Origin of the sequence: Candidatus Protochlamydia naegleriophila (assembly GCF_001499655.1) — a bacterium.
In the GTDB taxonomy this organism is placed as follows: domain Bacteria; phylum Chlamydiota; class Chlamydiia; order Chlamydiales; family Parachlamydiaceae; genus Protochlamydia; species Protochlamydia naegleriophila.
Window position 1 is genome coordinate 388,797 of the sequence record NZ_LN879502.1, and the last position, 19,475, is coordinate 408,271.

11 protein-coding genes are annotated in these 19,475 nt (G+C 41.9%); all 11 read left to right on the plus strand.

Features of this window, described 5'->3' with window-relative positions:
* The first annotated feature begins 322 nt into the window (after positions 1-322).
* A complete protein-coding gene (gene smc / locus PNK_RS01565) occupies positions 323-3,859 on the plus strand; it encodes a chromosome segregation protein SMC (protein WP_158021663.1) in 3,537 nt (1,178 codons plus the stop codon).
* Between the two features lie 197 nt (positions 3,860-4,056).
* The gene (locus tag PNK_RS01570) at positions 4,057-4,743 is read left to right on the plus strand and encodes a hypothetical protein (RefSeq protein ID WP_059059885.1); all 687 of its coding nucleotides are present in this window, start codon (positions 4,057-4,059) and stop codon (positions 4,741-4,743) included.
* A 25-nt stretch (positions 4,744-4,768) separates the two neighbouring features.
* Positions 4,769-5,458: a hypothetical protein gene (locus tag PNK_RS01575; protein ID WP_059059886.1), complete on the plus strand. Its 690-nt coding sequence runs from the start codon at positions 4,769-4,771 to the stop codon at positions 5,456-5,458.
* Between the two features lie 255 nt (positions 5,459-5,713).
* Complete coding sequence (ald, locus tag PNK_RS01580; protein ID WP_059059887.1) at positions 5,714-6,826, plus strand: alanine dehydrogenase; 1,113 nt, start codon at positions 5,714-5,716, stop codon at positions 6,824-6,826.
* A gap of 281 nt (positions 6,827-7,107) precedes the next feature.
* On the plus strand, positions 7,108-9,870 hold the full coding sequence (locus PNK_RS01585; protein ID WP_059059888.1) for a hsp70 family protein: 2,763 nt from the start codon (positions 7,108-7,110) through the stop codon (positions 9,868-9,870).
* A gap of 240 nt (positions 9,871-10,110) precedes the next feature.
* The gene (locus PNK_RS01590) at positions 10,111-13,890 is read left to right on the plus strand and encodes a DEAD/DEAH box helicase (protein ID WP_079992932.1); all 3,780 of its coding nucleotides are present in this window, start codon (positions 10,111-10,113) and stop codon (positions 13,888-13,890) included.
* 551 nt (positions 13,891-14,441) lie between these two features.
* Positions 14,442-15,182, plus strand: a complete 741-nt coding sequence (locus PNK_RS01595) for a hypothetical protein (RefSeq protein ID WP_059059890.1) — start codon at positions 14,442-14,444, stop codon at positions 15,180-15,182.
* Between the two features lie 16 nt (positions 15,183-15,198).
* Positions 15,199-15,720 carry a hypothetical protein gene (locus tag PNK_RS01600; RefSeq protein ID WP_059059891.1) on the plus strand — a complete coding sequence of 174 codons (522 nt, stop codon included), beginning with the start codon at positions 15,199-15,201 and terminating at the stop codon, positions 15,718-15,720.
* Between the two features lie 614 nt (positions 15,721-16,334).
* Positions 16,335-17,330 (plus strand): leucine-rich repeat domain-containing protein, encoded by a 996-nt coding sequence (locus PNK_RS01605; RefSeq protein ID WP_059059892.1) that lies wholly within the window; start codon positions 16,335-16,337, stop codon positions 17,328-17,330.
* Between the two features lie 31 nt (positions 17,331-17,361).
* Positions 17,362-18,426, plus strand: a complete 1,065-nt coding sequence (locus PNK_RS01610) for a hypothetical protein (RefSeq protein ID WP_158021664.1) — start codon at positions 17,362-17,364, stop codon at positions 18,424-18,426.
* 28 nt (positions 18,427-18,454) lie between these two features.
* Entirely contained in the window at positions 18,455-19,453 is a 999-nt protein-coding gene (locus PNK_RS01615) for an aminoglycoside phosphotransferase family protein (RefSeq protein ID WP_059059894.1), read from the plus strand.
* Positions 19,454-19,475: the final 22 nt, after the last annotated feature.

The following is a 19,475-nucleotide window of genomic DNA, read 5'->3' on the forward strand; positions in this document are numbered from 1 at the left end:
GATCTTTCTTAAAGAAAAGCAAATTAAGAACTTGAGAGGATCTCGTCAAACTGTAAAGAAATCAAAGAAAATATCTCGAGAGGTCTCTTTTGCAGCTTTGAACAATCGGGCTCTTCCTAAAAGAGGAAGAAAGAACGTTTTAACTTATAAAAGAAATCTCAGATTTGAAGTGCAATTAGTCTTTTAGCTTATCCTTATTTGTTAGCCAAAAAAATTATCAGATGTTGCTGGTAAATGGTAAGGTCAAGGGGCAAATAAGATGCTGGCGCCTGAATTCTTCCTTCTGTATGCTATTTCGCAAGTTGTATAGATGGAGGTTGTTGTGCGTTTAAAGAAGCTCATTGCGATAGGATTTAAATCATTTGCCGACAAAACTGTTTTGCATTTTGACGATGGGATCACGTGCATTGTTGGACCAAATGGTTGCGGCAAGTCCAATATTGCGGATGCTTTCCGTTGGGTATTGGGCGAGCAATCAGCCAAGTCTATGCGTGGACACAAGATGCCTGACGTGATTTTTGCTGGCACGACGCATCGCAAACCGCTCAATTTTGCAGAGGTTTCTTTGACCCTGACCGATGTGCAAGGAGCCTTGCCAATCGAATACGATGAAATTACTCTAACGCGCCGCTTGCATCGAAGCGGGGAGTCAGAATACTTCATCAATGGCAATTTGGTTCGTCTAAAGGACGTTCAAAGCCTGTTTTTGGATTCTGGGGTGGGGCGAAACGCCTTTTCGATATTTGAGCAAGGCAAGCTAGATCAAGTGATCAGCTATTCTCCCGTTGAAAGGCGCCATATTTTTGAAGAAGCAGCTGGAATTTTGCGTTTTTTGCAGCGCAAGCGCGAAGCCTTGAAGCGTCTTGAACAATCGGATTTAAACTTATCGAGAGTCAAAGACATCTACCAAGAAGTTGAAAAGCAGATCCAAACTCTGCAGGTGCAAGCTGAAAAAGCCTTGCAATTCAAAGAGAATAAAGCGCAGCTCGAGTTGTTAGAAAAAACGAGTTATCTTTTGCGTTGGAATGGCCTTGAACAAAAAAAGCAAGACACAGATTTCAAGCAGCGTCAGCAACAGGAATTGCTAGACACTCAGCAGCACATGCTGTCTTTAAGGCAGGGCGAATCGCAAGAGATTAAGCAAGTCATTCAAACCAGTGAAAAAACGCTGAAGATTAAGCAAGAAGAGCTATTTAAGATTCGCAATGAAAAAGAATTACTCGTGCAGGAGAATCAATCGACACAGCAGCGTTTGGAAGAAATCCAGCAAAAAGAGAGAAAGATTAAGCGTGAGTTAGAAGAGCTGGCTTTAGCTAAGCAAAGCCGTGTTAAAACGTTGCAAGACATACAGACGCAGCAGAAAAAGCTCGAAGCAGAATTTCAGGAAATTGAATCTAAGCTTACTCATCAACAGGATAAAGTTAAGTTTAAAGAAAAAGAGGTCGTGCATTTACGCCAAGACTTGCAAGCCAAGCACAGCAGCCACGTCAAATGCTTGCAGCAAGAAAGTCAGTTTGTGAGCGAGATGAAGCAAGCTGAAGTGCGCTTGGAAAATCAGGAAGAGAGGAAAAAGCAGCTTAAAGTACGGCAAGATCAGATCTTAGAGGAAATGAAGCAAATTTCTTTGACGATTCAAGAAAAGAAGAAACAGCTTCAACAAGTTTCCGGATTGGTAGATGCGCATAAAGATCGCCTGGACCAATTTGAGGACGAGATCAAACGCATGGTTGTAGAGCAGGAGTCCAAGCAAAAAGATTTAGAAGGTTTTCGAAGAAAGCTGCTTGAATGCAAGGCAAGGCAAAAAGTCTTAATACGCATGAGAGAGGATCATGAAGGCTTTTCTTCTGGAAGTAAGAGACTGTTGCAGGAGACTCAAAATGAACATAGTCCATTTTTCAAAAAACTACGCCCATTGTATGAGTTTTTAGCACCCGAACCGGAAGCTGCTGAAGCCATTGCAGTGATTTTAAGAGCGTATGCCCAAACTTTGGTCGTTGAAACACAAGCTATTTTGGTAGAGGTCATTCAGTTTGCCGAAAAGGAACAGCTGCAGGATTATTCCTTAATTTGTTTAGAAACGATTCAAAAATGGCATGCCATTCAAGATAAGACCGATGATGTGCTCTCAAAGGTTGCCTTCAATCCATTAACTGCGCATTTTCTTAAGAATGTTAAAACCTTTAAATCCCATCAAGATGCTTTGAACCATTTGCAAGCCGGAAATGAGGGCTGGTCTTTGGATAAGGCATTTATCGATCATCAGAGCGTCTTTTTTAAGGTAAAGCCAAACGAAAATCAGGTTTTCTTAAGAGAGTCTGAATTGAAGGCCTTGGAAGAAGAGGTGGCCGAGAAAGAGGAACAAGTCGCAGTCCTCGAGCAAAAGCTTGTACATCTGCAGCAACGCAAGGTGCAGCTGCAGCTAGAACGAGCAGAATTGGATAAACTTTTAAGGCGGGATGAAATGAAGCTCGTCGAAGTCAATTTTGGCTTGCAGCGTGCTTTGGGCGATCAAGAAAAATTTAAATTAGAACAGGGACAAATCGAACAGGACGCTGGAGCCTTAGAAAAACACATTGAACAGCAAAAAAGTGTTCTCAAACAACTTCAAGACAAGCACTTTGTACTTAGACAGGAGCTTGTTCAGCAACAGGAACAGTTAGCCATCTTGCAAATTGAATTGGACAAGCAGGAGGGGGCTCTCCGTATTCAGCTTCAGGACCATAAAGAGAAAGGGGAGCAATACCGACTGCTTTCGGAAAGCAAACAGCAGCTGCTTCATCAGCATAGCTTGCTCGAGGCAAAAGAACAAGATCATGACAACCAGGTTCAGCGTTTGACAGATGAGCTTATTGATGCAGGCGAGCTACAGGGACGCTTGAAACAAAAAGGTGTTCAAAACCACCATCTTTTAGAATCTATTGAAGAGCGGCTTGAATCGTCCGGAGAAGGCTATAGCCAGCAAGAGTTGGAGCATGAACAGCTGAAAAAGTCTTTAGAAGAGCTTGAGAAGAAAACTCTGGCTCAGCACAGCCAGGTAAAAAAAGTCGAGGCGGAATTAACCCAGTTTAAGATTCTAGAAGCCCAGCTGCATTCAGCGGCTCAAGCTTTAATTGGCGAGTTACGAGAACGCTACGATTTGACAGTTCCGGCTCTTGTAGCGTTGGATCTTCCAATAGATAAAACGCTTGAGCAGACAGATAAGAATATTCGCTTGGTCAAGCAAGTCCTGCAAGCAGCGGGAGATGTCAATTTGAGCGCGATTGAAGACTTGGAAAGGCATAAGCTTCGCTTTGGATTCCTTCATCAGCAAGTTGAAGACATGCAGCAGTCCAAAGAAGAGTTGCTCCAAATTATTGATCAGCTTGATGGAGAGAGCCGCAAACTGTTTAAAGAGACCTTTGAAGCCATTCGCAGCAATTTTAAGAAGAATTTTCAAATTTTATTCAATGGCGGCGAGGCCGATCTGCAGTTCACTGAGACAGATAATATCCTGGAGGCTGGCATAGAAATTAGCGCGAAGCCGCCAGGTAAACAAATGCGCTCTATTAGTTTGTTGTCGGGTGGGGAAAAGTGCTTGACGGCAGTCGCCCTCCTGTTTGCCATTTTTGAAGTCAAGCCGGCACCGTTTTGCATTTTGGATGAAATTGATGCGCCTCTCGATGACTCTAACGTTGAGCGCTTTGTCAATGTCGTGAAATACTTTGCAGACCGTTGTCAATTCTTAATCATCACCCACAATAAGCGTACGATGGCAATTGGAGACGTTTTATTTGGCGTGTCGATGGAAGAGAAGGGCGTTTCCAAGCTTCTCTCTTTGGAGTTCGCTCACGATGCGAATCCGGAAGTTGCATTGGTATAAGCATTAATTTCCCGAAGTCATTTAATGGCTTCGGGTAACTTCATCTTGCTATCCTTCTTTTATATAAAAAAGCTTTTATACCTCTCTCTGTTACAGCCATGTAAATTCAAGTTTCAACCCTTGAAAATAGAGAAATCGCTTGTTATATAAGTTATTAAAAATTATTTTTAAAAAACTCACAAAGGAGGAGTTTGAAGATGATGAAATATATCACGAAAGGGCTCTTAGTTGGCCTCATGTTTGTTCCATTTACAACGCAAGCTGTTGTAGATGAGCCTTTAATTCACCAGGAAGATTTAGAAGGCGGATTCGAAGCTAAAAGGAATCCTTTTTTATCTAAGCGTAAAACAATCGAGTGGAGACATCAAGTCATTGGCGCTTTCGAAAAGTTAGAGGCCGATTTGCATGACGTCATTTTATTGTCATTTTATAATACTACTTTCCCTTTTCCTTCAAATTTGTTGATTAACGATGCGTTGGATATTGGAGTCTTGCTTAGCGCGATTGAAAATTTGAATGGGGTGGAGTTTACTGGATTACTAGTTAATTTTACTGCTGCAGGTTTTAGCTATGCTTCTTCAACGACAAGTTTTTGTACTACTCCCAATAATAGGAATGAGCTAATTAGTCAGTGGCAAAGTGCGGGGCTGTTGTTAGCGGATTTCCTTATTTCTAGAAGCCCTAATCCGCGTATGTCTGAGAGAATTCGCGATTTATTCTTGGCATGGACTAATTCGCAAATTAGCTACATCGATTTTGCCGCTCCTCAGTGCGCAGACCCTACTTCTCCGGTCGATGCGGCGGCTTCCAATGAAGCCTATAAACAAACAAGAGCGTTGACTTTCTTAGTAGCCGATCTTGTATTCGATGTTCTTCATAAATAATTTTAATATGGATTAGGAGATTGCTATGAATGTTTATAAATGCCAGTTCTTGCAAAAGTGGTTTCTGCTAGCGTTTACGGCAGCAATTCCATCTTTTTCACAGGCCACTGTCGCTGATGCTGAAATAATAGAAAGACATCATCATATTAGTTCGCGCGATGAAAATCGGATTGAAGAGCAGCTCACCATTTTGTTTGTCGATCAGACAGTTTATTTTCATGACTACACATTTGCTGTATTAGAGACTCTTCCGCCCACATTTAGTGCAAGTGACGATGCTCTTTTGCGGCAGAATGCTGCTCTACTTGCCCAAGCAGTTTATCCCAAAGATTTCCTTGCTGCAGGCCAACTGCAGGCGCTCTTGATCAATTATATCAATGCTGGAGAAACCTATGTAAATGATTTAAATGCATTGCTAGACCCTACTAATCCGGTTGTTATTGCTGATTTTAATGCCTGGCTTGGGGCTTCCAATCAATTGGCTATTGGTTTTTCTCAGGTCAATCCAAAAGTGATAAAACTAAAAAGAATTCAGGCGCTTTTAAGCGACTATACCTCTTTGCAAGCTTCGGCTGCCAATAATTTAGTCCCAACTGCCATCAATAATCCGGATTTTACTCAAGCTTCAATTCTTTTTGCAGAAGCTCGTACTTTGGCTTCAACGAGAATCGCGCCCTTGATTGCTAAAGGCATTCAAAAAAGCCGCCATCGATAAGGTTGCGCGAGCGCAATCTGATTGGGCGTTCTTATGAATTAGAGTCGGTTGACAGAGCAAGATTTGTCAATCGATTCTTGATCGTCAAGCTCATCGCTTCCTTCTTTTTTGTTTTTTAAATCCTTTCTTTTACGGTTTTAAGTATCAAATAAAAGATTGTTTTTATAGTGGTCACAAATCTTTCTTCTACGCTAGACTTGGCGTGACATTTAATCAATTCGACTCCTTTATCTGTTCAAACCCTTCGAGGCCATTATGATTATTGGTATTCCCAAAGAGATTAAAAACCATGAATATCGCGTTGGGGCAACTCCCAGCATGGTGCGTTTATTAGTTGATGCGGGCCATCAAGTTTTTGTGCAAACGCATGCAGGTGATAAGATTGGCTATACTGATGCTATGTTTACAGCAGCTGGAGCAAAAATTGCCGGGACGGCAGAGGACATCTATGACTGTGAAATGATTATCAAAGTAAAAGAGCCGCAACCGAGTGAATATTCTTTTCTTAAAGAAGGACAGATTCTCTTTTGTTATTTGCATTTGGCACCCGATCCGGAGCAAACGCAGCAGCTCATAAATAGTAAAGTTGTGGCCATTGCCTATGAGACTGTGAGCGATATTCATGGGCGCCTACCGCTTTTAGTTCCCATGAGTGAAATTGCGGGTCGCATTGCCATTCAAGTGGGTGCAACGAGTTTGCAATTGAATCATGGCGGGCGCGGGATGCTATTAGGCGGCGTTCCAGGTGTTGCCCCTGCCCACGTTGTTGTCATTGGAGGGGGAGTTGTTGGAACAGAGGCTGCTCGCATGGCTCTCGGGCTTGGCGCCAATGTGACAATCTTGGATAGGGATCTCGCCCGCCTGCGCCATTTAGATGCATTATATGGACCGGCTTTAAAAACACTTTATTCTTCTCCTTTAGCCATTGAAGAAGCAGTTACGCGTGCGGATCTTGTCATTGGAGCCGTATTGATTCCTGGTAAGACAGCTCCAAGGCTTGTGACCAGGAAAATGATCCAGAAAATGTCTCCTGGTGCCGTCATTGTGGACGTGGCTATTGATCAAGGTGGATGCATGGAAACGTCCCGGCCAACCACTCATGCCGATCCAACTTATACGGTCGATGGAATTGTTCATTACTGTGTGACAAACATGCCTGGTGCATGCGCAAGAACGTCAACTCAAGCTTTGACGAATGCCACTGGTGAATATGCGTTGATGATTGCCAATAAGGGGTGGAAAAAGGCTTTATTAGACCATGTGGGCCTCCGCCACGGGCTAAATGTATGCTATGGTCAGGTCACTAACGAATCTGTGGCTCATGATTTGAGCTATCCCTATATTCCTGCAGAGAGTTTATTGTCGTAAACTGGTTCATCCCAAAACGTGAGAGAAGATCCAAGTTTAAAGGCAGTATTAACGGTCCAGATTGAAGAAAAATCTTTCTTCAGCTGGGCCGTCTATTTCTTTGATGGTTTGCATTGAAGTTTTTTGCTATTATGCGAGGATTGGGATCCATTTGTTCTTCTAAATTTTTTACAAACTGAATTGCGGTTGTGAAGCAATAATTGATTGGCTGCGATTGGAAGAGGAAAATTCCTGAGCGTTATCATTCAAACTTGCTAGCATCCATTAGATGACAGAGGCATATGCGTTATATTATTGGAATAGATTTGGGGACAACGAATAGTGCCGTTGCGTATGTTGATACTGAGAAAAAGCATGCATCAATTCAACTTTTTTCTATTCCCCAGCTAGCAGTGCCGGGTAAAGTGGAATCTTTAGCAACCCTTCCCTCTTTTTGCTACTTGCTGGCTGCGCATGAATGGCAGCCGGGAGCTCTTCGCCTGCCTTGGAAGGAAGAAAAGCAAACCGTTGTAGGACAGTTTGCTAAGGTTCAAGGAGCCCGCGTGCCGACGCGCCTTGTCCAGTCAGCGAAAAGCTGGCTTTGCAATGTGGCGGCCGACCGCCGCGATAAGATTCTTCCCGTTGATGCGGCCGACTGGTCCCAGCGATTGAGCCCTGTTGAGGCGTCTGCCAAGTACATTATCCACCTGAAAGAGGCCTGGAATGCATCGATTGCTAAAGATAACCCTTCTGCCGAATTTGAAGAACAGGAAATCATTTTAACTGTACCAGCCTCTTTTGATGAAGTTGCTCGCACGTTGACGGTTGAGGCGGCTCGTCAAGCAGGCTTGTTGCATGTGACTCTTCTGGAAGAGCCTCAAGCGGCTTTTTATAGTTGGATCTCCCAGCATGAAAAAAACTGGAAAGAGATTTTTGAGACTGGCGAGAGCATTTTAGTTTGCGATATTGGAGGGGGAACAACAGATTTTAGCTTGATCGAAATTCAAGAAAAAGAAGGGCAGCTCTCTTTTCAACGCATGGCTGTGGGCGACCATTTGTTGCTGGGGGGTGACAATATGGATGCTGCGATTGCCCACCTTTTGGAGCATAAGCTGCAAAAAGAAGGGGGAGCGCCTCTTGAATCAACCCAATGGCTTCAATTGCTCGCAGAAGCGCGCCAAGCAAAAGAAGAGCTGCTGCGGCCGGATGCAAAGACGGGCGATTCTTATACGGTTGTTCTTCAAGGGAGCGGTTCTTCTGTCATTAAAGGAAGCATGACGACGTCGATTCAGAAGCAAGAATTAGAGCAGCTTCTCTCGAATGGTTTTTTTGGCTCCTATCAATTGCAAGAGGCTTTAAATCTCAAAAAGAGCCGAGGCTTTCGAACGGTTGGGCTTCCTTATGAAGATGAGCCATCGATCATTAAACACCTCGCTCATTTTCTAAAGCAGGCTGGTTATCTCGAATCGGGCAAAAGAATTCATCATCTTCTCTTCAACGGCGGAACCATGAAGCCCAGCCTTTTTCAACAAGTGATCATTGACGCTTTAGGCAGCTGGTTTTCTGCAGCTCCTTCTCTTTTGACATCGGCAAGTTTGGATTTAGCCGTTGCAAGGGGTGCGGCTTACTATGGAAGAGTTCGTAGGGGTCAAGGAGTCTCTATTGGCGGCGGCCTGCCGCGCACTTATTATATTGAACTAGACATTAAAGACTCATCTGGACAGCTCGCGAGAAAGGCCTTGACCATCTTGCCAAGAGGTTCGGAGGAGGGATGCCTTTTTCAGCCGGAGCAGGTATTCTCTTTGCGCTCAAATACGCCTGTCGCTTTTCATCTATTAACCTCCCACGTGCGTTTGAATGACAAGAAAGGGGAGATGGTCGAGATCGATGAGCAAGAGATGCAACGGCTTCCTCCCATTCAAACTGTCTTGCGCTTTGGGCGCAAGCAAGGAGAGCAAGAAGGGCAAATTCCCGTTCGCCTTAGCGTGCGTTTGACAGCCATAGGGACTCTGGAGCTTTGGCTGGATTCCCAAAAAACAGAGCATCGTTGGAATCTTGAGTTCCAGCTGCGCTCTGCTACGGGGCAGGATCACAGCTTGATGACGGCAGAGGGGAAGCGGCAAGATGAAACCTTCGATGCAAGCTATTTACAGGGGGCTAAGCAGCTATTAGAAGAGCTCTATCAAGGCTCTTCACTGATTAAACCTAATCAAATCATGGAAAAACTGGAAGATCAGCTGGGATTGCCAAGAAAAGAGTGGTCTCTTAGCGTTTTAAGGGGACTGTGGGATCCTCTGCTCAAAGCTTCGGCGCAACGCAAGATTTCCCAGGAGCATGAATCGAGATGGTGGAATTTGGTCGGTTTTTGCTTGCGTCCGGGCTTTGGATTTCCCCTTGACGATTTTCGCATAAAAGAGCTGTGGAAGATCATTTTAAGCGATCTGAAAAGTCCTAAGTCCTTGGATTGTCAAATTCAAAATTGGATTTGCTTTCGGCGCGTAGCGGGAGGCTTGAACAAAGGGCAGCAGATGCAGTTGGCAAGCGAATTGATGACGGCATTATTTGATAAGAGGAGCGGCCTTTTGAATTTAAAAAGAAAAAGCGACCTCTATGTCTACTCTGAGAAAATTCGCGCTTTAGCCGCTTTCGAGCGTCTTGAGTTGCCGCTCAAAATTCGCATGGGCAATGCCTTGATTGCGCGCGTGGCTCAAGGAGAGGCTGAAGCCTACGATTACTGGGCCCTTGCACGCATTGGTGCACGGCATTTAGTATATGGCTCTGTGGGTCAAGTCGTTCCCAAAGATGTTTGCGGAAAATGGGTAGAGCAATTGCTTAAATTACCTGTTACGGATCCGGTCCAACATCTATTTGTGTTAGAGCAGCTTGCTCGCCATACGGACCATCGCGAATTGAATCTCTCAGATTCGCTTATCAATCAATTAATTGCAAAGTATCCAGAGGAGGATTTAAAAGGTCGCCTTTTGGAAACGCGCGCTTTGACCCAAGGAGAGCAAGATCAATTATTTGGAGAGCAGTTACCGCCAGGACTTGTTCTTGAGCAATAGGCTTCTTTCAAACGTGCTTTCTTGGAAAAGCCACAAATTTTTGAGCGCATATACCTGCCTAGGGTCGATAAACTGATCAAGATGCCAAAAAGATGAAGTTTAGCAAGCACGGCCAAGGTGCAAGCGATCTCACGAGGCAATGTCTAGGCAATTCCTTTGAGATGTTTTGTATATAATTGTGCAGATGTTTATACTTAATGAACCCGAATTTTAATTTTATGAAGTTGCTGAGTGAAATTGATGCTGCCATTACCTTCCTATTTAAATCATTACCAAAAAGATGCCGAGAAATCGCTTGTTCAAAAGTTGGTTAAAGACATTGAGTTTTCTGGATCAACTTATCAAGTTCTTGTTGAGGATCTACATACACACCAAAATTTCTGGGTATTTCTGCAGTTAGAGGGCAAAGGACAAATCAAAGATGCCTTTTGCTCTTGCGAAGATGTCCATGAAGAAGCGGGATGTTTACACCAGGCAGTGGCTTACTTGAGTTTATTCAACGACTCTGCATCCTCTATCCCTCTTCATCAGCGTTTTGAGCGTTCTTTGTGGAACCATCTCTGTTTTCTCTACGAAGAGCGCCTTGGGGATGATCCGACTCTCTTGCAAAAATTACAGCCGGGGCGCTATGTCGTGCGCTCGAGTCTTGATAAAACTATTTTTTCTATCAAAGCAAGCTCCGACGTTTCGATTGCCATGCTTGATCACTTAATCGATAAACGGCCGCAAGAAACAGAAGAGACGTCACTTAAGTTTTCCAATCTTTCGAATGAGGAACTGCTCCTTTGGCGTGAAGGAAGACCGAATCCGCAGCTGCGCTATGACCTCTCTCTTTGGAGCGATCTTGCCAAGTGGTTGATGCGTAAGCAAGAGGAAGAGCAGCCTTATCAAATTTCTTTTCGCTTTTCAAAAAAAAGCATTCCCAATTGGATTCAAATTAGCTTTGAAGATGTGGAGATTGGATTTTATTTATCAGAGGCGAATCTGCCGCTCATCATTCCCTCTTTGGCTACTGTTAAAAGTCCCCTAGCCGTACGCAATGCCAATAATCAGGGCATAGAACGAGCCGAGTACGATAAGGAAGTGGGAGTGCTGCATATTATTGAGGCGGAAGATGAATCGTCTTCGAATGAGAAAAGCAGTCTCGTTCAAGAGGGTGGGATTGCCCTAGATGGATGGACTTTTATTCCAGGCGACGGGTTTTATTCTGAAGAGCCTCATATCTTGTTGCAGACGCCTGATCTTGAAGGGGAGGATTTATCTATCGCCTTAACAGAGCATCAACGTTTTCTTTCGACTCTGCTAACCAATGCTGTGATTCATCGCTCACCGCAGGTTCCTTCTTACCACTTATTTTTTGATAAGTACTGGAATTTGCACGTAGAGGCCTATTTATTCGAGGTCGGAGATCTCGTTTCCGGTGATTCCAGAGTCATGGTGGATTGGGCTTATTTGGATGAAGATGGTTTTTATCCGTTAGAAAACAAGCGCTTCGATGAAGCGACAACGATTATCCCGATTTACGAAGTGGCCGATTTTGTCACTCAAAATCGAGCGTGGTTGAATACGCATGAGGGGTTTCACACGCATGTTAGAAGTATCGAATATCAACTGAGTTATCAAGTTAGCTCTACAAATAGGCTTACCTTTACACGTTCGCTGGCCAAAGCTAAAGACAAAACAAAAATGCAAGATTTTGGCGCATGGGTGTATTTGGAAGGCTATGGATTCTATTCCAAAACAGCAGGCTCTTTTAACTATCTATTGAAGCCGGGCGTTTCTTTAAGCGCCGAGCAAATTCCTCTCTTTATTCGAATGAATATCGATGAGTTGATGCTGATTCCGAATTTTTTCAGTGAAAAATGTCCGATTGAAAAGGTGGGTTTAAAGGTCAAACTTGCCGATAAGAAGACAATTAAGGTCGATCCCGAGTATGTGCTATTACCTGCTTACAGAGGAAAAAAAGTACAGTTATTCGATGATTTTGTTTATGTCGACGGAGAGGGATTCTATGAGCTGCCCCTGGAGCTGCGCCTGCCCGATAAATTTCGCCATTCAGTCGAATTGGAAGGCGAAGAGCTGAATCTTTTCTTGACCTATGAGATAGAGGAGCTGCGCAAATACATCAGTGAAATCGATCCCCGTTTGACGAAACCGAACCAGCGCCACTTAGTTACAAATTTAGTGGAGTCAGCGCCCGAAAAAGGAAGAGGCTGGTACCGTTTTAATTTATTTTATGAAACGGAAATGGGATTGATCTCTATTGCTGCCTTGCGGCAGGCCTTAAGCAAGAAGAAGCAGCAGTTTGCCTTTTTCGATGCAGGCCTCGTAACTTTGCAGGATAAACAACTGGATTGGATCCGCCGCTTAGATAAGGATCGCTTTGAAAAGGGCGAAGAGAGCGTTTATCTGACTTCTTTAGAGTTCATGCGCTTGAATGCATTCGATCCGATTAATCTCTTAGAGCAAGAGGGGATCGATCTTGAAAGAAGCCGCCAGCAGCTCAATGCGCTCAATCAGCTGCAGACACCTGACGAGCCAAATATTGAAGGGCTCAATAGCCATTTGCGTCCATATCAAGAAATTGGCGTTCATTGGCTGTGGTTTCTTTATCGCCAACAACTTGCAGGCCTTTTGTGTGACGATATGGGGCTTGGTAAGACTCACCAGGCGATGGCTCTTTTGGCAAGCGTCGTCAATTTTTATCAAGATTTTGCCGAAGGAACGCAGCGCCATTTTCTCGTCGTCTGTCCCACATCGGTCATCTATCATTGGCAGGATAAGCTGCAGCAATTTTTGCCGAAATTGCGCGTGTGTACTTTCTTTGGTACAAAGCGGAGCTTAGAAGAGTTTCACCAGCAGTACGACGTTCTTCTGACCTCTTATGGGATCTTGCGCAATGAGAAGGAATTGCTGTCTAAGGTGTCTTTCGAAGTGGCCATTTTTGACGAAATACAAGTTGCCAAGAATCAATTCAGCATGGTTTATGCCGCCTTGAAAGGGGTTAAGGCCCAGATGAAGCTTGGCTTGACGGGTACTCCCATTGAAAACCATTTAAGGGAGCTTAAATCGCTTTTTGATATCGTCTTGCCAACGTATATGCCCAATGAAAGTGATTACCGTGATTTGTTTATTAAGCCTATTGAAAAAGAGCACAATCAGCACCGTAAAGACCTCCTCAACCGTCTGATCAAACCTTTTACATTGCGCCGCAAGAAAGAAGATGTGTTGACCGATCTGCCTGAAAAAATCGAGGAAATTGCGCACTGCGATTTATCGCCCTATCAGCAGCAGCTTTATACCGAGGTGCTTGAGCAGAGAAAGCGGCATCTTTTAGAAGAGCTTCAAAACGATCAGAACCCCATTCCTTACTTGCACATTTTTGCTCTCCTCTCCAATCTGAAGCAGATTTGTAACCATCCAGCTGTCTATTTAAAGACACCGGAAGACTACAATAAGTATACCTCGGGAAAATGGGATTTATTTGTCGAATTGCTTAGAGAAGCGCGCGAGAGCCAGCAAAAGGTGGTTATCTTTTCTCAATACCTTGGCATGCTCGACATTATCGAACAGTATCTGAAGGATCAGGGAGTGGGCTTTGCCTCTATTCGAGGAGCGACGCAAAATCGCAAAGAGCAGTTGCAGCTTTTCAATCACGATCCTGCATGTGAAGTCTTCGTAGGCTCTCTTCAGGCCGCAGGCTTGGGCGTCGATTTGACGGCCGGTTCCGTGGTTATTCACTACGATCGCTGGTGGAATGCCGCTAGAGAGAATCAAGCGACCGACAGGGTGCACCGAATTGGTCAAACGCGCGGTGTACAGGTGTTTAAGCTTGTGACGAAAGGAACCTTTGAAGAAAAAATCGATGCCATGATTGAGCGCAAGGGCCAGCTCATGGAAGAGGTTGTCGGCGTCGACGATCAAAATACCTTGAAAAAGTTCTCCCGCGAAGAGCTCATCGATCTTTTGACCTTTGAAGAGCCCGAAGAAGAACACGTCACACTGTCTGATATCGATTGAGGATCGCTTGTAAGCTCTGATTGCGATCAGAGCTTACTTTAGATTGCCATCTTAAAGAAAATTTTTAGCCGTTCTAATTGCGGACGGTTTTGATCAAGTGTTTAATCAATCTTAATAGTCTGAAGATTACATTTTATTTTGTATTTAGATATGAAATTTGATGAAAATCGATGCTATGATTGACACGCCAGTTGATTGGTATTGATGATCAAAGCCCATTGAAACACCGTCTTGCGAAGAGTTTATCTTAGAATTACCCAAAACACGTCAAGCTGCTAATATGGATTGAGAAATGGATGTTGGCTTGATTGTGAGTAAATAATTTTTTAAAAAAATGTTGGCAGTTGGTCGTGGAAAGGTTTGATTCTAATCACCAGTTTTTACAGATTTTAAAAGAGCTTTCTAGCTTGTAAAAAATAAGCATTTATTTTTTTATTTCCACTCTGAAAAAGAGAGCCTATTAAACAATTAATTGACATATATAAAAAACCAGTGTAAATATTCGTGGAAAATAATTTTTAACACTACAATTACTAAGGTTTTAGCAATCTATGTTGTCATATATAGGAAGTTATTTAGGTTATACTACTACGAATTCTTCGTCCTCAACTACTACTGTTACCGTAGAACTAGGCCCACAGCAACCAGTTAGCGTCCAGGTACCAAATAACCCTCTTTCGATTCGAATAATTAATTGGTTTGCCGGATTTGTGAAAGCAATGCAGGATAAAACTATTGAGCAATCTTCCAATGTGTGTGAGGAAATTTATTTCGTTACGATTGACACGGGGCATATATTTTCTAAAATTTTTTTTGCAGCGGAAATTTACAAAGATTCAGATCTAAAGGTAAATAAAGAGAAGTGGCAAATCTGCTTGAATAAAATCGAAGGAATTATTGAAAGCACTTTTGAAGAGATTTATAGCTGTTTTGATCGAATCGCTATTGGTTATTTGCATGCAAATGGGATGCCACTATTTTTTATAAAATCCATTGGGAATAGAGACCCTATTTGCTTTGGCAATCAGGAAGAAATAAAAAAATCGGGTAATTGTCTGGAGCATCTTTTAGACAAAGTAGGGGATAGCAACATGCCAAAATATACGACTATGTCAAACATATATCGTAAGGCTCGTGAGGAAATGCCATTGGAGATTCGCGCAAAGTTGCCTTTACAAGAGCCTTTAAATCAATATATTGGCGACGAATTATTTCATTTTCTTGATCATAAAATGAAAGAAATATGGAATAGGATGGTTGTGCAATATAAATTAAAACGTATTCATACTTGAATGAAGTAAGGAGCTTATGGTTACCCCAGCTAATTCTACAGCCTATCCATATGAAAATCCACATGATCGATTTCCATTTGAAAATAAGGATTCATCCCTACGTCTCATGGCTGGGGATCTGCCAGGAAAGACAGAAGATCATTCAGTTTCTAATCAAGGTGAGGCATTTGCCAGAAAAGATTTATCAGAGATATTCGAAACAATCAAAAAATATGCGTTTGAATTCTTTGCTAACATTGGCCCATTTGTATGTCTGGCAGTAGGTTTTATAGCATCAGGAACTTTTAAATTGTTCGGTTCTCTCATCAAACTTCAAATCGACCAAGTGAATATTGCCACGCAGCAGATTCAGCAGCCTCAAATTCAACCTCAGGCTGAAATACGGACAGTTCACCATCATCACGAACACCACGTCTATCATCACTACCCACAGCAACATGATTTTCAGCAAAGAAGGCGATCATTTTCCATACCGACGTGCGACCGCATGACATTTGAGAGGTGGAATAGTGCTCGTTCAGAAGAAATTATTTTTTAGGAAGGGAAAGTTCTTTGATATCTGCCTTTTTATCCACCACAGAGAAATTTTAATGCTCATACATCATTTGTTTTGCAGTATGCTTTTGGGCCTATTAGAGCGTATATAACTGTTACACATTATCCAATAAATGGATGCCCGTACTAATCTTTTCCATTTTCTTTGTAAGCAATAACTTTCTTTAAGCAACTACCTTTGTAACCTGCTCTATGAAACGCATGCGTTTTTTTATTATGTTGAAATGCAACCTGCGCTTTAGCAAAATGAAGCCTGTTTGCAAAAAGCATTTGACAATATTTCTAGGCAATCAAATTCTATTTTTTAAGCCTATCTTAGATAGAGATTTCACATCTTTTGCCTAAAAATAGATCTTTTGAAATTTTACAAATTATTTATTGTGATTTGACTGCATTCATTATATAATCCTTTTTTCCCTCCAATAAAAAAGGACATGATAAGCACTAAAAATTAGCTAATAAATGATTGTTAATTCATTTAATCCTTCGATGCGCTTATTTTGTTTTTTCTGAGATTTCTTATATAAATTCGATTGTAATAGATTTAGCTTTTTACTGTTTAATAAACTGTTTTTTAAATTAATAAAAAGGTTTCATATGATTAATGGATTTAATCATTCATATCCTTTGAGTATGGATCATTTTTCTTGGATTAATGATAGCTATGGAAAGCCGCATTTAAGTCATAACAATAGTAATTGTTTAGAAAAGCATTCGAGAATTGAAAAGATTAAGAAATTTAGCCTTACTAGATTTATCTTGTTTTGTTCAGCTGAGGTTAAATCGCAATGGGAAAAGTCTTTTTCAAGAACAAGAGTAGTCGCCTATGAGGAAGAGATCTCTTCTGAACTTCGAGAATTCACTGGCTTCATTCAGCTGGCAATTTCTGAAAAAAATCCTCCCTTGCTTGAGATGGAGAATTTTTCCGTTACTGAGTTTGGAATCAGAGAGCTTCCAGATGCCTTTTGCGAATTAATCAATCTTACAGATTTAAACTTATTGGGTAATCGTTTGGAAGCTCTCCCAGAGGATTTTGGGAATGTATCAAAACTTAAGAAATTAGATCTTACTTCTAATCGTTTCCGATTCCTTCCCAATAGCATCTGCGAGTTATCAGAACTTAAAAATTTACATTTAGGTTATAATCGCCTCCACTCTCTTCCCCAAAATTTTGGTAATTTGTCAAAACTCGAAGTATTGGATCTTTTTAATAATCATTTTCTATCATTTCCCAATAGTGTTTGTGAATTGTTAGAACTCAAAACATTAAATTTAGGTTACAATCGACTCGAATCTCTTTCAGAAAAGATAGGAGAATTATCAAAGCTCGAAGAGTTAAATCTTTGCTTTAATAGGATCCAGTCCCTGCCTGCTTCTATTGGCTATTTATCCAATCTTCGTAGATTAGATCTTCGAAATAACTACTTAGAGAGTGTTCCTGAGTCTCTTTTTAGACTCCGTTCCGATTGTGTGATCGATTTAGTAGAAAATCGTTTTTCTTCACAGACTGTTGAACAGTTGATACTAAGAGTTCAGAACTCCACTTATCGAGGACCGCAATTTTATTTTTGTATTAATGATAGGTTAATATAGCTAACTCTCAGAGCCTAAATGATATGCAAGCTTGGCTAAATGGCTGATCGGAATAAATCGACAGTCTGAGGAAATAGATCATCTTGATAGTGTGGAAGAGGTCTTCGAAGGAACGAGCCCAATCGTAATTGATCCGGTGGCAGTAGAAAAAGCGTATGAGAGGCAAGAATCTTTTTGTATGATTGCAAGGCCGGATGAAAGCGGACCCATTTCTAATTTCTCTCTTCATTTTCCTTACTTTAGGCAGGTAAACGGAGATGAGTTCTCGTGTGATTCTGAAGAATGTTTTGTTTATGTGTATTTATCTGATCCTGAAAATTATATTTTTGAAGAAGGATATCTTCCAGGGTCTTTATTTGAAGGGAAAAAAGAGGATAATCTTATCAGAGTGGGTTATGAAAAAGATTCAACACATCATATATTGGAGCTAAAAATCAAGCAAAATCCCCTTACAACAGGGAACTTTGAAGAAACATTTGCTTACTGTAAAAAAAGAAGTGAGCAAGTGAGCTTGTATGTTCCAGATTTATTTAGTCCAATTGATCGTTGTTATTGGTACAGAAATCTTAAGAATCCTCTATTTTATTCAATTAACCCTAAGGGTGTCATTTGCCGAAATAGTCATGTAGATCACTTGCCATTGCCTCAAAGTTATATAGATGAAGAGCAAAAAGTCTGTTATCGCTATCAGATTCCAGATGCGGATGTATTCATTCATGAAAATAGTATAGATATCGTTTTAGACCTGCCTTGTGTTTGTTTACAAGATTTGCAGGTGATTATTGATAAAAACTTTTTTTGTCTTTTTGCAAACGTTCAGCAAATGATCGACTTATCTATTAATGATCCTGAGTTCTCAAGTCATGATCAATTGGAAGTACGCATAAAATCCTTGAATCATTCATCTAGTCAATTTACCTGCATCGATTCTCAACATGTTCTTAAAACAAAAGACTATTTGTTTGGCGTGGAATGGGGGGCTTTGGGATTGACTTATGAAGAAGCTAAACAAGCTATAGAGCTAGGAAATATGCTGGCTTTGGCTGGAAAGGGTGTTATTCAAATTAATCTGCCAAGAAAAATAAACAATCAATGAAAGAGATGCTCTAGATGGAACGAATTGTATGAAGAGAAAAGCTGATGAAACCTACCTAATTGATTGCTTAAAGACCAAGTACGCCATTGGAACTACCAGTCTTACATACCTTCCTCTAGGTGCAGATATGGATGCGTCTGTTTATAAGATCGAGGCTCATGGGCAGTCTTACTTCGTAAAGCTCAAGCGCAGCCATCATTCAGATATTAGTGTGAGGCTACTAGCATGGTTACAGGCATCTGGAATTCAGCAGATTATACCTCCTATCCAAACAGTGGATGGCTCGCTAAGTCAGTCCATTAACGATTATACGCTGACTGTTTATCCGTTTGTCGATAGACAAAACGGATTTTCCTATCAACTGACGGATGATCAATGGGTTGCATTAGGTAAAGCGTTGAAGCAAGTTCATGAATTGGATGTGCCAACATCAATCAAAGATTTGATTAGAAAGGAAGCCTATTCGTCCAAGTGGCGGGAAACTCTTCGATCGCTCGACGCTCATATTGATGGAGACCCGGCCGGTAATGAAACGGCCTTGAAGCTACAGGCCTTTATGAATGCGCATAAGGCAATCATTCACCGTCTCCTCAATCGGGCCGAATCTTTAAGCCAAATTATTCAGAAGCAATTAGCCGAATCCGTGCTCTGCCATTCAGATATTCATGGTGGCAATGTATTGATAGATGGAAGTGGCGCTATCTACATAGTGGATTGGGACGGGCCTATCATGGCACCCAAAGAGCGTGATCTCATGTTTATTGGTGGTGGTGTCGCTAATGTTTGGAATAATCCGCGTGAAGAAGAATTTTTTTATAAAGGCTACGGAAAAACTAAGGTCAATCGGGCAATACTAGCCTATTACCGACATGAGCGAATCGTGGAAGATATTGTAGAGTACTGTCAAGCATTGCTTTTGACATCCGATGGAGGTGAAGACAGGCTGGAGATGTACAAACAGTTTATGGACATGTTTGAACCTAATGGTGTGGTAGACATAGCCTTTCAAACGGATGAGGGATTGTAAAAACGCTCTGTCGATTGTGAAC